The organism is Agromyces sp. NPDC058104 (assembly GCF_042884835.1).
Taxonomy (GTDB): domain Bacteria; phylum Actinomycetota; class Actinomycetes; order Actinomycetales; family Microbacteriaceae; genus Agromyces.
In genome coordinates this window covers 958,759-976,457 of record NZ_JBHVTD010000001.1, presented here as the reverse complement: position 1 = coordinate 976,457, position 17,699 = coordinate 958,759, and the positions used below count along the sequence as shown (strand labels likewise).

Below are 17,699 nucleotides of genomic sequence, written 5' to 3'. Positions count from 1 at the left end.
GGCCGCTCACCCGCCACCGCGAAGAGTGCGGGCGGGAATACCCCGGTCAGCGCGGATGTTGTGTCTATGTTCGGGCGTGGAGGCGCCACGCCGGAAGGAGGAGAACGTGGGCATCAGCTATGTCGAGTTCGAGGACGAAGCCGGGATCCTGCGTCGCTACCGCAAGCACGCGAACGGTCGTGGCCTCGTGGCCACCACTGCGAAGGTCGACCCGAGCGCGTTCGTCGACCCGACGGCCTACGTCGATCCCGGCGCCGAAGTGCAACGCGGCGCCCAGATCGGCCCTGGCGGCTGGATCGAGGGCGACGCGATCGTCGCCGAACGCGCCGTGATCGGCGTGAACGCCCACGTCGGGCGGCGCGCCGTGGTCGGTCGCAACGCCGTCATCGGGCCGTACGCCACCATCGGCAACGGTGCGAAGGTGCAGAACGGGGCGCGCGTGCCCCGGGAGACGACCATCGCCGACGGCGACGAGTACCGCGCCTCGACGGAGGACCTGCGCCGGCTCGGCCTCGCGGCCTGAGCCGGCCGAACCCGGAGGCCCGACCGCGCAGCGGCCGGGCTTCCTCGTTCTCGGGAACTACTCGGCCAGCGCTCCCGCCAGCAGCTCGAGCGTCTGCTCGCGACCCGGCGTGCGGTCGAGCGGCTCCGCGGCGTACGAGCCGGCGATCGGCGCCACCATGATCTCGTCGATGCCGTGGCGTGCGGCGAGCGTCCGCAGCTCCGAGGCCGCGCCCGCGGCATCCGCGATCACCCAGCGACGCTCCATCGTCGCGATGAGCTCCGCCGCCTGCGAATCGGCGGGCGCGGCCTGCGCCTCGTCGATCGTCTCGAGTGGCCGCATCGGCCGGCCGAGCTGCAGCCGCGCCATCGAGCGCAGCTGCGGCAGGGCCCGCGCGCGAGCCTCGTCGAGCGTCGGCGCGACCGAGGCGTTGACGGTGAGGAAGGTCTCGGGCTCGGGGTGCGCCTCGCTCGGGCGGTACCCCGTGCGGTAGAGCTCGAGCGCGCGCTCGAGCCCCTGGCCCGAGAAGTGGTTCGCGAAGACGTACGGCAGGCCGAGCTCGGCGGCCAGCTTCGCCGAGTAGTCGCTCGAGCCGAGCAGCCACAGCGGCGGCACCTCCGACGCGGCGGGCGTCGCGGTGATCGGGTACTCGCGCCCGCTCGTGAGGCGCAGCGTCGCGCCGTCGGGCGAGAGCAGCGAGAGGATGTCGGCCAGATGGTCGGGGAAGCGGTCGACCTCGGCCGTCGGCCCCGAGATGCGCAGCAGCTGCGTGATCACCGGGTCGCTGCCAGGCGCGCGACCGATGCCGAGGTCGATGCGGCCCGGGGCGAGCGCCTCGAGCGCGGCGAACTGCTCGGCGACGACGAGCGGCGCATGGTTCGGCAACATGACCCCGCCCGATCCCACGCGGATGCGCTCGGTCTGCGCCGCGATCGACGCGATCAGCACGGGCGGCGTCGTCGAGGCGACGGCCGGCATGTTGTGGTGCTCGGCGAACCAGTAGCGGGTGAATCCGAGCCGGTCGGCGAGCTGCGCCAGGCGAACGGATGCCGCGACGGCATCTCGGCTCGTCTGGACGCTCCGAACCGGGACGAGGTCGAGTACGGACAGGCGCGGCGAGATGTTCATCGCTTTCGGCAACCGCCGTGCGGCATCCGGTATTCCGTGCGGGGCACGGCGCGGCGCGGACGGGACTGAGGGAATCCCCTGAGCGGATCGGAGGGATGGCACGGGTGACCGGGGCTTCTCCGCGTCGTTGGATGGGTTCTCGTCGCGAGTGCTGCATCCATCGATGCGGCCGCCGGGCCGGTTCACGAACCGAGGCAACCGGCCCGCGAGCATCAACCTGAAAGGAACCACCCGTGAACACCCCTGTGCCCTCCGCCGCCGTGGCCGACGCCCCGGTGGCCGACGTCGCCCTCCAGCAGCCCGTGCCCGACATCGCCACCCTCTCGCTCCGCGAGGCCCTCGCCCTGCTCGACGAGCAGCTCGCCGGCCGCGTGCACCTGTCGGGCGATCCCGACTGGGACGCCGCCCGCACCGCCTGGAACCTCGACGTCGACCAGCGACCCGCGGTCGTCGTCACGGCCCGGTCGACCGAGGACCTCGTGCGCACCGTCTCGTTCGGCGCCCGCTACGGCCTCGCCGTCGCCCCGCAGGGCACCGGCCACAACGCCGGGCCGCTCGCGGCCGACAACGGGCTCGCCGACGCGATCCTGCTGCGCACCCACGAGCTGCGCGGCGTCGAGATCGACGCCGAGCGCCGGGTCGCCCGCGTCGAGGCCGGTGCGCTCTGGGGCGACGTGGTCGCCGCCGCCGCGCCGCACGGCCTCGCCGCGCTCGCCGGTTCGTCGCACGACGTCGGCGTGGTCGGCTACACGCTCGGGGGCGGCGTCAGCTGGCTCGCCCGCACGCACGGCCTCGCCGCCAACCAGGTGCTCGCCGTCGAGATCGTGACCGCCGACGGCCGGCTCCGCCGCGTCGACGAGGAGCACGACGCCGAGCTGTTCTGGGCGGTGCGCGGCGGCGGCGGCGACTTCGGCGTCGTCACGGCGCTCGAGTTCCGCCTGTTCCCGATCACCGAGGTGGTCGCGGGCATGCTGCTCTGGCCGGTCGAGCGCGCCGAGGAGGTCGCCGCCGTCTGGGCCGACTGGACGAGCACCGTGCCCGACGCCGTGCAGAGCGTGGTGCGCATCATGCACCTGCCGCCGCTGCCCGAGCTGCCGCCCTTCCTCTCCGGCCGTTCGGTCGTGATCGTCGAGGCCGTCGTGCTCGACTCGCCGGCGAAGGCCGACGAGCTGCTCGCCCCGCTGCGCGCGCTCGAGCCCGAGCTCGACACCATTCACCCGCAGTCGCCCGCCGAGCTGCTGGCCCTGCACATGGACCCGCCCGGACCCGTGCCCGGTCGCGGCGACGGCATGATGCTGCGCGAGCTGCCGCCGGCCGCCGTGCGCGCCTTCGTCGGCGCCGTCGGTGCCGGGTCGGACACCGCGCTGTTCACGACCGAGATCCGCCACCTCGGCGGTGCGGTCGAGCCCGATGCGGCCGTGCAGCGCTCGGCCGAGCTCGGACTGCCGGTGCCCGGTGCCACCGCGGGCTTCGAGGCGAACTACCTCGTGTTCGCCGGCGCCATGGCGATGCCCGGCGCCGACGAGGCGATCGCGCGTTCGCTCGGCCGCCTGTTCTCGCAGATCGAGCCGTGGCGCGCACCCGAGGAGTACCTCAACTTCGCCGAGCAGCGTCGCGACGCCGTGCAGTTCTTCGGCGGCCGGCTCGCCCGCCTGCGGGCGCTCAAGCGGGCGATCGACCCGACCCGGGTCATCCGCTCGAACCACCCCGTGGGGTGACCGCGCGGTCGCCGGGTTCTCGACCCGTGGATCTCGTGTGGGGGGTGTCGCTCGCGCTCCGGCCTTCATAGGCTGGAGAGCGAGCGACATCGTCGTCGCGCGATCTCGGGGGAGGATACGAATGACCGTCCACTACGAATTGCCCACCACTGCCGATTTCGCGGCCCTCGCGGGTGTGCATCACCCCGCGATCACCGTCTACCTCTCGACCTCGCCGGTGGTGAGCGAGCGCGAGCGCTCCGAGGTCGCCGCCCGCAGCGCGTTCGACGAGGCCATCGAGCAGGTCCGCGCCGACGGCGCCTCCTCGGCCGAGGTCGCGGCGCTCCGCACCGAGCGCGACGCCATCATCGGCGACCAGCGCCTCTGGGGCGGCCTCGCGCGGTCGATGGCGATCTTCGTCGCACCCGGCTTCAGCGAGGTGTTCGTACTGCCGAACCGGCTCGACGACGCGTGGCACGTCGGCTCGCACTTCACGCTCGGGCAGTTGCTGCGGGCGCCCAGCCAAGACCAGGAGGCGTTCGCGCTCACGCTCTCGGCGCACGAGTGGTGCCTGTGGCACGCGACGCCGACCGACCGGGCGGCCAAGCTCGAGGTCGACCAGTCGGGTGCGGCCAACCTCGACGAGGCCACGAACCGCGAACCGAACGAGGACCGTCCGCGCGGCGCCAACCGCGGCACCTCGAGCCAGGGGGGAGCGAGCCGCCTGATGGGCGACGAGGGCCGCAAGACCCTGCTCGACCAGTACTCGAAGCGCGTCATCGAGATCGCGCGTCGCGAGCTCCTCGCCCGCGACCCCGACGAGCGCGTGCCCGTGTTCGTGTTCGCCGCCGAGCCGCTGCTGAGCCTGTTCCTCGCGAACACCCGCAACTCGCGCCGCGTCATCGCGGTGCCCGGCTCGCCCGACCGGCTGGGCCCGGCCGAGGTCGACGAGGCCCTGCGCCAGCAGCTCGCGAAGCTCAACGTGCACGAGGCCGAACAGGCGCTCCGCGACCTCACCGAGGGCACCGCGGGCCGGGTCGAGCGCGACCTCGCCGCGATCGGCCGGGAGGCCGCAGACGGCGCCGTCGAGACCCTGTGGTTCGACTTCACCACCACGGTGAACGGCACGCTCGACCACGAGTCGGGCGCCATCGAGTTCGCCAGCGACCACGGATCGGGCGCGACGCTCGAAGACGGCACCCGCGCAGGCGACCTGCTGCCGCAGCTCGCGCTGCTCGTCATCTCGAAGGGTGGCAAGGTCGTCACGGTGCGCAGCGACGACCTCGACGGCACGGTGTGGGCGGGCCCGGCCATGGCCGAGCTCCGTTTCGCGCTCGCCTAGCGCGCACGCGCACGCGCACGCGCACGACGCGCGGGTCGCATGACGGATGCCACGGGGCGCGCCCCGTGGCATCCGTGCTGCTGCTGCTCGTGCAGGAGAAGTGCACTGGCAGCTCGTGTCAGGGCTCGCCAGTGCACTTCTCCTGCAGAAGCAGCGGCCGAGGCGCTCAGCGGAACGAGGGCACCCGTTCGCGCAGCGGCAGGCGGAATCCCTCCCGCCAGCGGAACCGCACGATGATCTCGCGGGCGTGCGAGTCCTCGATGATGGCCTCGACGGGCACTTCGGCGAGCACGCGCGGGCGGGGCTCGGCGGGCGGGGTCTCGCGGATCTCGAGCCAGAGGCTCTCGGGGTGCGGCACGACGCCGGGGTTTGCGGCGACGAGTTCGAGCTGCCAGCCGGTCGACGGGGCGAGCCCGTGGCCGGTGACGCGGATGAGGCGTGCGTCGCAGGTCTCGACGACGGTCGCGTCGAAATCGGCGACGGCGAAATCGCAATGGAGCTGACCGTTCATTCGGCCGAAGCTACGCCCGGGCCCTCGCATCGTCCTCAGTGCTGACGCTGAAACGAGGTTCGCCGTACGGAGTGGGCGCCGGCGGGTATTCGCCCCGCGCTCTCCTAGGCTGTTGCCCATGCGTTTCGGAATGTTCGTTCCCCAGGGCTGGCGTTACGACCTCGTCGGCATCGATCCCGCCGAGCATTGGGCGGTGATGCGCGGCCTCGCCGAGTTCGCCGATGCGGCCGAGTCGCCGTTCGAGTCGATCTGGGTCTACGACCACTTCCACACCACCCCGGTGCCGTCGCCGACCGAGGCGACCCACGAGGCGTGGACCCTCATGGCCGCCTTCGCCGCCTCGACGTCGCGCGTGCGGCTCGGCCAGATGTGCACCTGCATGGGCTACCGCAATCCCGCCTACCTGGCGAAGGTCGCGGCGACCACCGACCTCGTCTCGGGCGGGCGCGTCGAGATGGGCATCGGCGGCGGCTGGTACGAGCACGAGTGGGAGGCGTACGGCTACGGCTTCCCGTCGATCCCCGAGCGCCTCGGCATGCTGCGCGAGGGTGTCGAGATCATGCGCCAGGCCTGGACGACCGGGCAGGCCACGCTCGACGGCCGCTTCTACCAGGTCGACGGGGCGATCGTGCAGCCCCAGCCGCTGCAGGAGGGCGGGCTCCCCTTCTGGATCGCGGGCGGCGGCGAGCAGGTCACGCTCAAGATCGCGGCGAAGTACGCCGCGTACACGAACTTCACCGGCACCCTCGAGGAGTTCGCGCACAAGGGCGAGGTGCTGCGCGGGCACTGCGAGGCGATCGGCCGGGATGCCTCGGAGATCACCCGATCGATGAACTTCAACACCGTCATCGGCTCGTCGACGGCCGACGTCGAGGCGCGCCTCGCCCGCATCGAGGCGCGGGTCGAGCCGCACCTCGGCGCGGAGGGGGCGGCGAAGTTCATGGACAACTACTTCCACGCCGCGGCCGGTGCGCTCGTCGGCACTCCCGACGAGATCGTGGCGAAGCTCGAGGAGCGGCGCACGGTCGGGCTCGACTACGCGATCCTCTACGCGCCCGAGGCGGCGTACGACCGGTCGGGGCTCGAGCTGTTCGCGGCGGAGGTCGTTCCGGCGCTGCGCTGACGCTCGGGAGCCGCGGCCGCCACGCTGATCGTGACGCGGCCGGCCTCGATCGGCACGGCGATGAGGTCGCCGACCGCGACATCGGCCGGCAGCTCGAGCCGCGCGAGCGCGTGACCCCCGCCGGCGGCGAAGCGCACCGTTGCCGTCGTGATCTTCGCCACCGAGACCCGGCCGATGAGGCGGGCCTCGGACCAGTCGGGCCGGTGCGGTCCGCACTCGGCGTCGGTAGCGAGCTCGAGCACGCCGGAACCCGACGAACGTTCCCGCACTGTCGCGAGCGCGACCCCGAGGTGCCGAGCCGGCCCGCCGTGCGCCCCCGCGGGCGTCGGGGCGAGGTGGGCGAGTGGGGTGCCGTCGCGTTCGGCGAGTCGGGTCATCGAGAAGCCGCCCACGATGAGGTCGGTCGTCGTCGCGCGGGTGCCCGCCGGCCAGCGCTCGGGCGCGATCGGATCGGGGATCGAGCGCCGCAGCGTCGGCAGCAGACGGGTGAGCGTCATGCGAGGCGCGGCGGGGTCGAAGGCATGCTTCCGTTCTACGCCGACTCCCGTCGGCCCGCGCGATTGTTACGCGATCCGAACGGCCGGCGGTCGGATCGCGACGGATCGCTTACGGATCGACCGTCGCGCCGAAGCGGTGCCGCCGCGCTACGCGGCGAGCGTCTCGTCGAGCTTCGCGCCGAGCTCGGCGTCGCTGGGCTCGGTGAAGTGGGTGCCGTCGGGGAAGACGACGACCGGGATGTTGGTGCGCCCCGAGATCGACTTGGCGATCTCGGCGGCCTCGACGTTCACCTCGAGGTCGACGTAGTCGTAGTCGATGCCGCGGCCGTCGAGCAGTCGCTTCGAACGGCGGCAGTCGCCGCACCAGGCGGCGCCGTACATGGTGATGCGGTCGGGGTTCGCAGGAGTGGAGGAAGTCACACAGGTACTGTACGCATTACGGGTCCGGGGTATTCCCGCGAGCCGCCCGACGCCCGACCCGGTACGCGGCTTTCCGACATCCTGCGACTCGGCGGAATGCCTCGGCGTCGACCTCGGTTCGCCCTGACATGACGAAGAACGCCAGGCCCGTGCCGCTCACCGAGACCGAGGCCTCCGACCTGCTCGCTGCACAGAGCTTCGGGGTGCTCGCCACGCTGAAGCGCGACGGGCAGCCCCACCTGACCACCATGCTCTACGACTGGGACCCGTCGGAGCGCGTCGCCCGCTTCTCGACGACGAGCACGCGCCTGAAGGCGACGCACCTGCGGCGCGACCCGCGGGCGACCCTGCACGTCTCGGCCGACGACCACTGGTCGTTCGCCGCGGTCGAGGGGGTCGCGGAGGTCTCCGCGCCGACGGCCGAGCCGGGTGACGCGGTCGGCCTGGCGCTCCTGTCGATGGTGCCGGAGGCCGCCCGGCCCGCCGACCCGAGCGCGTTCCTCGCCGACGCGGTCGCCGAGGGCCGGGTCGTCATCCGGCTTCGGCCGGAGCGGCTCGGCGGGACCCGTCTCGACTTCGGCTGATCGCCCGCCCGGGGCATCGCCCGCGCCGTCGCCCTCGCCGTCGCCCTCGCCGTCGCCCTCGTTCTGACGACGGATGCGCCCGGGTTCGGCCGGTCGGGCTCAGCTCGCCGTGCTCGGCGCGGCCAGCCGCGACGCGTCGAGCCCGGCGATCGACGACTCCCGCGAACCGACCCGGCGCGGCGACGCGGCGCCCACCAGCCGCATGAACGCGCTGAGCTGTGCGACGCCCTCGGCGCGATGGGGGAGCCCGTCGAGCAGGCCGGGTGAGTAGACGAGGTACGCCGCCCACTTCGCCCGCGAGATCGCCACGTTGAGCCGGTTCTTCAGCAGCAGGAACTCGAGCCCGCGCGGTGCGGAGTGCGCTGAGGACGCCGCGAGCGAGACGATCGCGACGACCGCCTCCTGGCCCTGGAACTTGTCGACCGTGCCGACCGGGACGTCGGGGAGGCCGGCCGAGTCGAGCGCCTCCCGCACGGTGGCGAGCTGCGCGTTGTACGGCGTCACGACGATCAGGTCGCGCTGTTCGAGCGCACGCGGCGGCGCGGTGACCGGGCCGCTCGACGAGTCGGCGGCGTCGCTCCACTCGCGCCCGATGAGCGAGCGCACGAGGTGCACGACCGACTCGGCCTCTTCGGGGGAGTACGTCGAGTTGCCCTCGTGCGCGACGGGGACGGGGGTGACGCCGGGCGCGACGCCGTCGAGCGAACGGCGCTCGGCGACCGGGTGCGAGCGCAGCTCGCCCTCGTACGAGAGTCGTGACACCGGGCCCGCGACGGCCGGGTGCATGCGCCGGCTCTCGGCGAGGAAGTAGCCGAACTCGGCCGGCAGCACGTCGTGGCCGTCGGCCACCCAGCCGAGCGCCGAGGCGTCGACCGGCTCGGGGTGGAGGGCTTGGCTCACCTGCGGCAGCTGCTGCGGGTCGCCGAGCAGCAGCAGCCGGGTCGCCGAGACCGAGACGGCGATCGTCGACGCCAGCGAGAACTGGCCGGCCTCGTCGATGACGAGCAGGTCGAGCGAGCCGCGGGGCACCCGTCGCACGTTGCAGAAGTCCCACGCGGTGCCGCCGATGACGTAGCCGCCGGGGCGCTCTCCGGTGAAGGCCGCGACGCCGTCCTTGGCGGTCAGCGCGGTGAAGCCATGACTGCCGCCCGCACTCGCGTCCTTCAGGTGTTTCGCGACGAGCCGGCCGTCGAGCCCCGCCGCGTTCACGACCGCGTCGAGCACGTTCTCGACGACCGAGTGGGACTGGGCCACGACGCCGATGCGCCAGCCGTGGTCGCGCACGAGCGCGGCGATCACGTGCGCCGCGAGGTAGGTCTTGCCGGTGCCGGGAGGGCCCTGCACCGCGAGAAAGGAGCGGTCGAGCCGCCGCACCGACTCGACGACCGCCGGGACGTAGTCGTGGTCGGCGCCGAGCGGTACGAGCCCGCCGAGCGCTCGCGGCGGGCGGCGCCGCAGCACGTCCATCGCGGCACCGGGCGGCAGCTCGGGGACCGCGCCGGGGATCGGCGTCGCCCACTCGGCGATCGCGTCGCGCAGGGCGTCGGAACGCGGCGGCGCGCCGGGTGCGATCGCGAGCGGGAGCTCGGTCCAGGTGATGCCGGGCTGACCGCGCTCCTCGACGCGCACACCCTCGTCGGTGACCTCGACCACCGTCGCGTTCGACCACGCGCGCTGGCCCGGCCGGGTCGATTGCGAGGGGAACGGGGCCGGCCAGTCGTACAGCAGGAACACGTCACCGCCGACGCTGAACCTCGAGCCCGGGGCGATGCGCCCGTCGAGCTGCAGCTCGCGGCGCGCGCTCTGCCACCGGGGCTCTTCGTACCAGCGGCCCACCGCGCGCGAGCGCGCCGGGTCGACGACGAGGACGTCGCGGTGCTCCTCCCAGGTCTCGAGGGGCTGGTCGCAGCGGAGGTAGTGCGACCACCAGAAGCTCTTCGCCTCCCGGGCGTGGTAGTCGATCGCCGCAGCGGCGAGCGCGAGGGCCTGGGTGTCGGCGTCGCGCCGCTCGGCGCCGACGAGGTGCGCCGACCCCGCCGCGGCGGCGGTGAGGTCGTCGCGCTCGCGCACGATCGCCTTGAGCTGCAGCGCGAGCGGCGAGGCCTCGTAGATCTTGCCCTCTGCACGGTCGGCGAGCATCGAGGCGGCGACCGGCCGGATGCCCTCGCGGGCGCCCACGGCGAGCAGCCAGTCGCGCAGGCGCAGGGTCGAGACGCAGTCGTAGCGGTTGTAGTCGGCGAGGTCGGCGAGGATGCGGGCGGCCTCGGCTGCGGCGTCGTCGTCGCCCGTCGCGCGCGCGGTCGCCCGCAGCTCGCTCGCGCGCACGTACTCGGTGATCGAGTCGGCGCCCGACTTCACGTCGGCCTCGCGCAGCTCGGAGCCCATGTAGAGCGGTTCGAGCTTCTTGATAGAGTACGAGCGGCTGCCGACCCGCACCGCCCGCTTCACGATCGGGTAGAGGTCGACGAGCACGCCGTCGGCGAGCAGCTGGTCGACCTCGGCCTCGCCGACGCCGTGCCGGGCCGCGATGGCCGTGAGGTGCGTGCGCTCGTAGCTCGCGTAGTGGAAGATGTGCAGCCCGGGGTGCGCCTGCCGGCGCAGCTTCACGAGTTCGAGGAACCGCAGCAGGGCCTCGCGCTCTTCGGCGAAGGAGTGCGCCCAGAACGCGGTGAAGGTCTCGTCGGTGTCGACCATGCCCCACAGGTAGTCGAGGTTCCAGCTGGTGCCGTCGCCCTCGGTGTAGAGCGGGTCGCCCTCGAAGTCGAAGAACAGGTCGCCCGGGCTCGGCTCGGGGATCGCCGCGATGGCGCGGGCGTCGCGCACGCCGACGGGCGGCGGCAGCGGCGGGTCGCCCTCGCGCCACGCGCCCGAGGCGGTCGCGGCGCTCAGCTCGGCCTCGGCGCGCAGCTGCAGCCGGGCCTGCGCTCGAAGGTTGTCGAGGGTCGCCTCCATCACGTGGGGCACGGGGCCCGTCGACGCGGCGAGCTCGTCGATCGTCGTGATGCCGGCCGAGGCGAGCGGCTCGCGCTGGGTGACCCGCATTCCCCCGACCATCAGCACGTCGCGGCGCGCCTGCACCTCGAGCTCGCACGTCGGGCAGCGGCCGTCGTGGTCGTAGCGCGGGTCGCCCCAGGCGACCGGCCCGCTGTCGGCGACGCGGTCGGCGACGATGCGCTGCAGGCGGGCGACGCGCTCGCGGTACACCGGCAGGATGTCGTCGAGCCGGTGGGCGCTCACCGAGCCGTCGCCGAGGAGGAGCTCGACGGTGTCGTCGAGCGGCACCTCGAGCCGGAGGAGCTGCTCGGCGTAGGCGGCGAGCTGGAGGAGCGCCGTCACCCGCGCGCGGCGAGCGAGCTTCGCGTCTTGCACGCGGTAGCGACCGTCGGGCTGCCGCACGATGAAGTCGGCGAAGCCGATGAACCCCTGCCCCGGCACCGGCTCGTCGCCGAAGGTCGCCTGGAAGACCACGGGCGCGCCGGCCCGGAAGGCGGCGATCGTCGCGGCGACCGCGGCGGCCACGGCGTCGTCGTCGCGCACGTCGGGACGCTCGATCTCGACCACCCCGTCGCCGAACTCGGCGCGGTAGGCCTCGAGCAGCCGGAGCTCGTGCACGTCGCCCAGTTCGCCGGCCCGGCGGAGCATCGGGTCGTCGAGCGGGGCGAAGAGCGTCTCGCGCCCGAGCTTCACGTCGAGCTCGCGGAGGAACGCGAACTCGCAGTCGCTCGCCTTCTTCAGGTCGCTCGCGCTGGTCACGACGGAGCCGTTCGAGAGGTACATCGGGCTCCTTCGTTCGGATGCCTCCACGGTACCCGCGGGCGCCGACATCGCGCCGGGACCGCCGGGGAGCCTCGTTACTCGGCCGGCGGAGGCGCGTCGAGCGCACCGCGCGGCAGGCCGAGCATGCCCTCGACGGCGTGCAGCGTCAGCGCCGCGCGCGCCCCGGTGTCGCCCCAGCGCACGAGCGCCTGCGCGTTCAACCCGTCGACCATGCCGAGCAGCTGCCAGGCGGCGCCCGCGGCATCCGTCGTCTCGAAGTCGCCCGAGCGCACGCCGGCCTCGACGACCTCCTGCAGGATCGACTGCCAGGCGTCCATCTCCTCGCGCACGGCGATCGCGAGGGTCTCGTTGCGGCGGCCGAGCGCCCAGGCCTCGACCCACACGACGGTGACGTCGTCGCGGGTGCCGTCGAGCACCGTGCGCACGACGGCGCCGAGCTGCGCGCGCGGCCCCTCGATCGTCGCCAGCAGCGCCTCGACCTCCGCGATCTCGGCCGAGACGACCGTCGAGAAGGTGCGGGCGAGGAGGGTCTCCATGCTCGGCACGTAGTGGGCGACGAGCGCCGGTGCGACGCCGGCTGCGGCGGCCACCGAGCGCAGCGTGATGGCGCTGAGCCCGTGCTCGAGCGCGAGGTCGCGGGCGGCGCGGGCGATGTCGTCGGCGCGTTCCGCCGGTGACTTGCGGGCGGCGCGCACTCGGGTCGGCGTTGACATGATCACCCATTGTATGTAGTCTCACTGCATTATTGATCAGTTGGTCAATAACCGGTCCGACACCGGCTTCACGATCGCTTCCCCGAGCGCCCCCACGAGAAGAGCCTCAACGATGAGCAACGACGCCATCCCGACCGCACTGACCCACCCCGCGGCATCCGACCGCGCCGGTCGCATCGAGACCCGCGGCATCGACGTGGTGCCCGAGGCCGAGCGTCACGGCCGCCCCTCCTCCCTGTTCTGGGTCTGGGCGAGCGCCAACGTCAACTACCTCTACTTCGCCTTCGGCGGCATCCTGATCCTCCTCGGCCTCCCGCTCTGGGAGGCGCTCGCCATCACCGTCATCGGCAACCTCTGGTGGATCGCCGTCGGCTGGCTCGCCGTCAGCGGCCCCGCCTCGGGCACGCCGAGCGTCACGATCATGCGCGCCATGTTCGGCATCCGCGGCAACCGCATCTTCGGCGGCGCGCTCGGCGTCGTGATCGGCCTCTTCTACGAGATCATCAACATCGCCGTCGCGACCTTCGCCTCGCTCGCGCTGCTCGACCTGCTCGGCGTCGCCGTGCCCGCCGGCAGCGAGTGGGTCGTGCTCGGCGTCGTCGCCGTGGCGAGCTTCATCTTCGGCGTCTACGGCCACGCGACCATCATGAAGCTCGCCCCGTACTTCTCGGCCGCGCTCGCCGTCGCCTTCGTCGTGCTCGCGATCTTCGTGCTGCAGGCCGCCGACTTCTCGTACACGCCCGCCGAGCTCCCGGTCGGGGAGCACTGGGCGATGGCGCTGCTCGGCTACGCCATCGTCTCGTCGGGCCCGCTGTCGTGGGGCACCGGTGCCGACTACGCCCGCTACCTGCCGAAGACCGCGTCGAAGGCGGGCATCATCTGGTGGACGGCGCTCGGCGGGTTCATCCCGGCCGTGCTCATCGGCTCGCTCGGCGTCATCGCCGGAACCGCGATCGACATGACCGACCCGCAGCTCACGATCGGCGAGATCGTGCCCGCGTGGTTCACGCCGGTCTTCCTCGGCATCGTCATCCTCGGCTCGATCTCGAACAACGTCCTGGTCGCCTACTCCACCGGTCTCTACGCGCAGGGCCTCGGCTTCGCGATCCACCGGGCGACGACCGTGGTGCTCACCGGCCTCCTCGCGACCGCGGCCGCGGCGTGGCTCGTGTTCCTCTCGCCCGGGTTCCTCGAGACGATGGAGTACGCGCTCGAGCTCAGCGTCACCGTGCTCGGCCCGCTCGTCGCCATCTACGCGGTCGACATCATGCTGCGCCGCAACGGGTACGACGGCGTCGCCCTCAACGACGAGCGCCCGGGAAGCCCGTTCTGGTACTCGGGCGGATTCTTCTGGCCCGGCGTCATCGCCCAGATCGTGGGCACCGTGCTCGCCATCATGATGGCGAACACCACGCTCTACGTCGGCCCGATCGCGACCGCGCTCGGCGGCGCCGATCTCTCGGCCCTGCTCGCGCCCGTGATCGGCGGCGGCGTGTACGCGCTGCTCTGGCTCACGACGCGGCCGTTCCGCGATCCGGCGCTGCGGCCGGGTGCGCCGCGTGATATCCAGTTCGGGGATGCCCCGGGCGCCCGTCGCACCGACGACTTCGACCCCGAGGCATCCGCCTCGACCACCGCCGACCGCAACACCATGGAGGTATCAGCATGAGCTGGCGCATGCCGAGCGAGACCGCACCCCACGAGCGCACCTGGATGGCGTTCCCGCGCGAGGGCATCACCCTCGGCGAGGGGGCCGCCGAACGCGAGGAGGGCTACGCCGCGTGGACGGCGGTGGCGCACGCCGTCGCCGAGTTCGAGCCCGTGACGATGGTCGTCGACCCGAGCGAGCTCGCGCGCGCCCGCCGCATGCTGAGCGGAGACGTCGAGATCATCGAGGCGCCGCTCGACGAGTTCTGGATGCGCGACTTCGGCCCGACCTTCGTCGTCGACGACGAGCGGCCCGGCGTGCTCGGCGCGGTCGACTGGACCTTCAACGGCTGGGGCGCCCCCGAGTGGGCCGAGTGGCGGAAGTCGGCCGAGATCGCCCGCTTCATCGCCCCGCTCGTCGGCGCGGAACTCGTGTCGAGCGTGCTCGTCAACGAGGGCGGGGGAATCCACGTCGACGGCGAGGGCACCGTGCTCGTCACCGAGACCGTGCAGCTCGACCCGCGCCGCAACCCCTACGCCGACAAGGCCCGCGTCGAGGCCGAGCTCGCCCGCACGATCGGCGCGACGAAGGTCGTCTGGCTGCCCCGCGGCCTCACCCGCGACTACGACGAGTTCGGCACCAACGGCCACGTCGACATCGTCGCGACGATCACCTCGCCCGGCACGCTGCTGCTGCATTCGCAGCAGAACCCCGAGCACCCCGACTACGAGGTCACGCGCGAGCTCCGCGCCCTGCTCGCCGAGCAGACGGATGCCGCGGGCCGCCGCTTCGAGATCGTCGACCTGCCGGCGCCCGAGACGCTGCGCGACGAGGAAAGCTTCGTCGACTACAGCTACGTGAACCACCTGGTCGTGAACGACGGCATCATCGCGTGCGGCTTCGGCGAGGAGCAGGCGGACGCCGCGGCCCGCGAGATCCTCGAGGCGGCCTACCCCGGCCGGCGTGCCGTGACCGTCGACTCGCGCGACATCTTCGCCCGCGGCGGCGGCATCCACTGCATCACCCAGCAGCAGCCGGTGGTCGGCCGATGAGCGGCGGATCGTTCGACGTCGTCGAGGCCTCGATCGCCGAGCTGCGGAGCGCGCTGCAGCGCGGCGAGACCACCTCGGTCGAGCTGCTCGACGCGTACCTCGCGCGCATCGCGGCGTACGACGCGCCCGGCACGGCGACGGCGCTCAACGCCCTCGTGGTCATGAACCCCGAGGCGCGGGCCGACGCGGCCGCCGCCGACGAGCGCCGCGCCCGCGGCGAGGTGCGCGGGCCGCTCGACGGGATCCCGTACACCGCCAAGGACAGTTACCTCGCCCGTGGGCTGACCGCGGCCTCCGGATCGCCCGCGTTCAAGGACCTCGTCGCGCAGCGCGACGCCTTCACGATCGAGCGCCTGCGCGCGGCGGGCGCCGTGCTCGTCGGGCTCACGAACATGCCCCCGATGGCGAACGGCGGCATGCAGCGCGGCGTCTACGGCCGCGCCGAGAGCCCGTACAACGCCGACTTCCTCACGGCGGCCTTCGGCTCGGGCTCGTCGAACGGCTCGGGCACCGCGACGGCGGCGTCGTTCGCGGCGTTCGGGCTCGGCGAGGAGACCTGGTCGAGCGGGCGGGCCCCCGCGTCGAACAACGCGCTCTGCGCCTACACGCCGTCGCGCGGCGTCATCTCGACGCGCGGCAACTGGCCGCTCGTGCCGACGATGGACGTCGTCGTGCCGCACACCCGCAGCATGGCCGACCTGCTCGAGGTGCTCGACGTCATCGTCGCCGACGACGCCGAGACGCGCGGCGACTTCTGGCGCGCGCAGCCGTGGGTGGCGCTGCCGGCGGCTTCGGAGGTCAGGCCCCCGTCGTACCCGGCGCTCCGGGTCGAGGATGCCTCGGCCGCGCGCGCCGCGCTCGCCGGCAAGCGGTTCGGCGTGCCCCGGATGTACGTCAACGCCGACTCGCTCGCCGGCACCGGCGAGCACGTCGGCATCGGCGGCCCGACCGGTCGCCGGATCGAGACGCGCGCGTCGGTCATCGCCCTCTGGGAGTCGGCGCGACGCGACCTCGAGGCGGCCGGCGCCGAGGTCGTCGAGGTCGACTTCCCGGTGGTGTCGAACTACGAGGGCGACCGGCCGGGGGCCCCGACGATCGCGACGCGCGGGCTCGTCTCGCCCGAGTTCCTGCACCGCGAGATCATCGACCTGTCGGCGTGGGCGTGGGACGACTTCCTCGCGGCGAACGGCGACCCGAACCTCTCGACGCTCGCGGACGTCGACGGCGCCTCGATCTTCCCGCACCCCGAGGGCGCGCTGCCCGATCGCTACGAGGGCTTCGACGACGACATCGCGACGTACCCGGCCCAAGTGCGCGAGCACCCCGTGTCGTCGGTCGCCGAGATCCCCGAGCTCGAGCAGGGGCTGCGCGGGCTCGAGGAGACCCGCCGCAGCGACCTCGAGCAGTGGATGGACGGGCTCGGCCTCGACGCGGTCGTCTTCCCGGCCGCGGCCGACGTCGGCCCCGCCGACATGGACGTGAACGAGGCCTCGGCCGACCTGGGTTGGCGCAACGGCGTGTGGGTGTCGAACGGCAACCTCGTGCCGCGCCACCTCGGCATCCCGACGGTCACGGTGCCCATGGGCACGATGGCCGACATCGGCATGCCGGTCGGCCTCACCTTCGCCGGACGCGCCTACGACGACACCGCGCTGCTCACGCTCGCCGCGGCCTTCGAGTCGACCGGCTCGCGCCGCACCGAGCCGCCGCGCACCCCGCGCCTCTCCTAGCCGCCTCTCCTCGCCCGGGATGCCTCGGGCTCGACGCCCCTCTTCCACTCGGAGAGGGGCGTCGAGTTCGCTCGGGCCCAAAGGATGGGCCGATAACCGTCAGAGTTGACCGGAACCGGGATTAACTTACTAGTCTGGCTCCGGCGGGCCGGCCGAGAAGGGTTCCCGGTGCAGCGCCCGGCCGGATGGAGTCTGCAATGGCGCAGTACGACGTGGGTGGCCGCTCGGCCATCGTGACCGGGGCGGGCAGCGGCCTCGGCCGAGCGACCGCCCTCCTGCTGGCGGCGAACGGGGCATCCGTGCTCGTGAACGACGTCGAGGCCGGCCGGGCCGACGCAGTCGTCGAGGAGATCCGGGCGGCGGGCGGCACTGCCGCGGCGTCGCCGGGCGATGCCGCCGACACCGCCTGGATCGCCTCGTCGATCGAGGAGGCGAACGCGCTCGGCCCGCTGCGGATCGCGGTCGACAACGCCGGGATCGGCGGTGCGGCGGCGCCGATCGGCGACTACCCCGACGACAGCTGGCAGTCGGTCATCGAACTCAACGTCAACGCCACCTTCCGCAACCTCAAGGCGCAGCTGCCGGCGATCGTCGCGAATGGCGGCGGCTCGATCGTGGTGATGAGCTCGGTCTTCGGCAGCGTCGGGTTCCCGGCGCAGTCGGCGTACGTGACCTCGAAGCACGCGCTCGTCGGCCTGACGAAGAGCGCGGCGGCCGAGTACGCGCCCTACGGGGTCCGCGTGAACGCCGTCGGCCCCGCCTTCATCAGGACGCCGATGCTCACCCTCCACGCCGACGACGCGCTCGTCGAGTTCCTCGTCACGAAGCATCCGATCGGCCGGCTCGGCGAGCCCGAGGAGGTCGCCGCGTTCGTCGGGTTCCTCGCGAGCGACGCGGCGAGTTTCGTCACCGGCAGCTACCACGTCATCGACGGCGGCTACTCGGCGATCTGAGCGGGCGAGCGGCTGGCCCTGG

The 17,699-nt window shown here is 73.0% G+C and carries 15 protein-coding genes; 9 read left to right on the top strand and 6 right to left on the bottom strand.

What is annotated here, in order from left to right; translation table 11 throughout:
* Window positions 1-106: 106 nt before the first annotated feature.
* Window positions 107-523, top strand: coding sequence for a transferase (locus tag ACFVTH_RS04650; RefSeq protein ID WP_387087191.1), 417 nt, complete (start codon window positions 107-109; stop codon window positions 521-523).
* A 57-nt stretch (window positions 524-580) separates the two neighbouring features.
* Here ACFVTH_RS04650 and ACFVTH_RS04645 read toward each other — a convergent pair whose 3' ends face one another.
* Entirely contained in the window at window positions 581-1,630 is a 1,050-nt protein-coding gene (locus tag ACFVTH_RS04645; protein ID WP_387087189.1) for an LLM class flavin-dependent oxidoreductase, read from the bottom strand.
* 233 nt (window positions 1,631-1,863) lie between these two features.
* Between ACFVTH_RS04645 and ACFVTH_RS04640 the strand changes: the two genes are divergently transcribed.
* On the top strand, window positions 1,864-3,348 hold the full coding sequence (locus tag ACFVTH_RS04640) for an FAD-binding protein (RefSeq protein WP_387087187.1): 1,485 nt from the start codon (window positions 1,864-1,866) through the stop codon (window positions 3,346-3,348).
* Between the two features lie 121 nt (window positions 3,349-3,469).
* On the top strand, window positions 3,470-4,669 hold the full coding sequence (locus tag ACFVTH_RS04635; RefSeq protein ID WP_387087185.1) for a hypothetical protein: 1,200 nt from the start codon (window positions 3,470-3,472) through the stop codon (window positions 4,667-4,669).
* A gap of 166 nt (window positions 4,670-4,835) precedes the next feature.
* On the opposite strand, the gene ACFVTH_RS04630 is transcribed toward ACFVTH_RS04635, so the two are convergent.
* Window positions 4,836-5,180, bottom strand: coding sequence for a hypothetical protein (locus ACFVTH_RS04630; protein ID WP_387087183.1), 345 nt, complete (start codon window positions 5,178-5,180; stop codon window positions 4,836-4,838).
* Window positions 5,181-5,298: 118 nt separating this feature from the next.
* Here ACFVTH_RS04630 and ACFVTH_RS04625 point away from each other — a divergent pair, with 118 nt between their 5' ends.
* On the top strand, window positions 5,299-6,303 hold the full coding sequence (locus ACFVTH_RS04625) for an LLM class F420-dependent oxidoreductase (protein ID WP_387087181.1): 1,005 nt from the start codon (window positions 5,299-5,301) through the stop codon (window positions 6,301-6,303).
* Here the strand turns inward: ACFVTH_RS04625 and ACFVTH_RS04620 are convergent.
* Together ACFVTH_RS04620 and ACFVTH_RS04615 are read right to left on the bottom strand one after the other, a co-directional pair.
* Window positions 6,228-6,800 (bottom strand): hypothetical protein, encoded by a 573-nt coding sequence (locus tag ACFVTH_RS04620; protein WP_387087179.1) that lies wholly within the window; start codon window positions 6,798-6,800, stop codon window positions 6,228-6,230. The genes ACFVTH_RS04625 and ACFVTH_RS04620 overlap by 76 nt on opposite strands.
* A 147-nt stretch (window positions 6,801-6,947) precedes the next feature.
* Entirely contained in the window at window positions 6,948-7,181 is a 234-nt protein-coding gene (locus tag ACFVTH_RS04615) for a glutaredoxin family protein (RefSeq protein WP_387088729.1), read from the bottom strand.
* Between the two features lie 167 nt (window positions 7,182-7,348).
* Between ACFVTH_RS04615 and ACFVTH_RS04610 the strand changes: the two genes are divergently transcribed.
* Window positions 7,349-7,804: a PPOX class F420-dependent oxidoreductase gene (locus ACFVTH_RS04610; RefSeq protein ID WP_387087177.1), complete on the top strand. Its 456-nt coding sequence runs from the start codon at window positions 7,349-7,351 to the stop codon at window positions 7,802-7,804.
* A gap of 99 nt (window positions 7,805-7,903) precedes the next feature.
* On the opposite strand, the gene ACFVTH_RS04605 is transcribed toward ACFVTH_RS04610, so the two are convergent.
* Window positions 7,904-11,581, bottom strand: coding sequence for a TM0106 family RecB-like putative nuclease (locus ACFVTH_RS04605; RefSeq protein WP_387087175.1), 3,678 nt, complete (start codon window positions 11,579-11,581; stop codon window positions 7,904-7,906).
* Window positions 11,582-11,655: 74 nt separating this feature from the next.
* Window positions 11,656-12,294 carry a TetR/AcrR family transcriptional regulator gene (locus ACFVTH_RS04600; protein WP_387087173.1) on the bottom strand — a complete coding sequence of 213 codons (639 nt, stop codon included), beginning with the start codon at window positions 12,292-12,294 and terminating at the stop codon, window positions 11,656-11,658.
* Window positions 12,295-12,406: 112 nt separating this feature from the next.
* Between ACFVTH_RS04600 and ACFVTH_RS04595 the strand changes: the two genes are divergently transcribed.
* From ACFVTH_RS04595 to ACFVTH_RS04580, 4 genes are all read left to right on the top strand, one after another.
* Window positions 12,407-13,963 (top strand): purine-cytosine permease family protein, encoded by a 1,557-nt coding sequence (locus ACFVTH_RS04595; protein WP_387087171.1) that lies wholly within the window; start codon window positions 12,407-12,409, stop codon window positions 13,961-13,963.
* A complete protein-coding gene (locus ACFVTH_RS04590; protein WP_387087169.1) occupies window positions 13,960-14,994 on the top strand; it encodes an agmatine/peptidylarginine deiminase in 1,035 nt (344 codons plus the stop codon). The genes ACFVTH_RS04595 and ACFVTH_RS04590 overlap by 4 nt, the downstream gene beginning before the upstream one ends.
* Entirely contained in the window at window positions 14,991-16,724 is a 1,734-nt protein-coding gene (locus ACFVTH_RS04585) for an amidase (protein ID WP_387087167.1), read from the top strand. Before ACFVTH_RS04590 ends, ACFVTH_RS04585 begins: the two co-directional genes overlap by 4 nt.
* Before the next feature lie 197 nt (window positions 16,725-16,921).
* Window positions 16,922-17,677, top strand: coding sequence for an SDR family NAD(P)-dependent oxidoreductase (locus ACFVTH_RS04580; protein WP_387087165.1), 756 nt, complete (start codon window positions 16,922-16,924; stop codon window positions 17,675-17,677).
* Window positions 17,678-17,699: the final 22 nt, after the last annotated feature.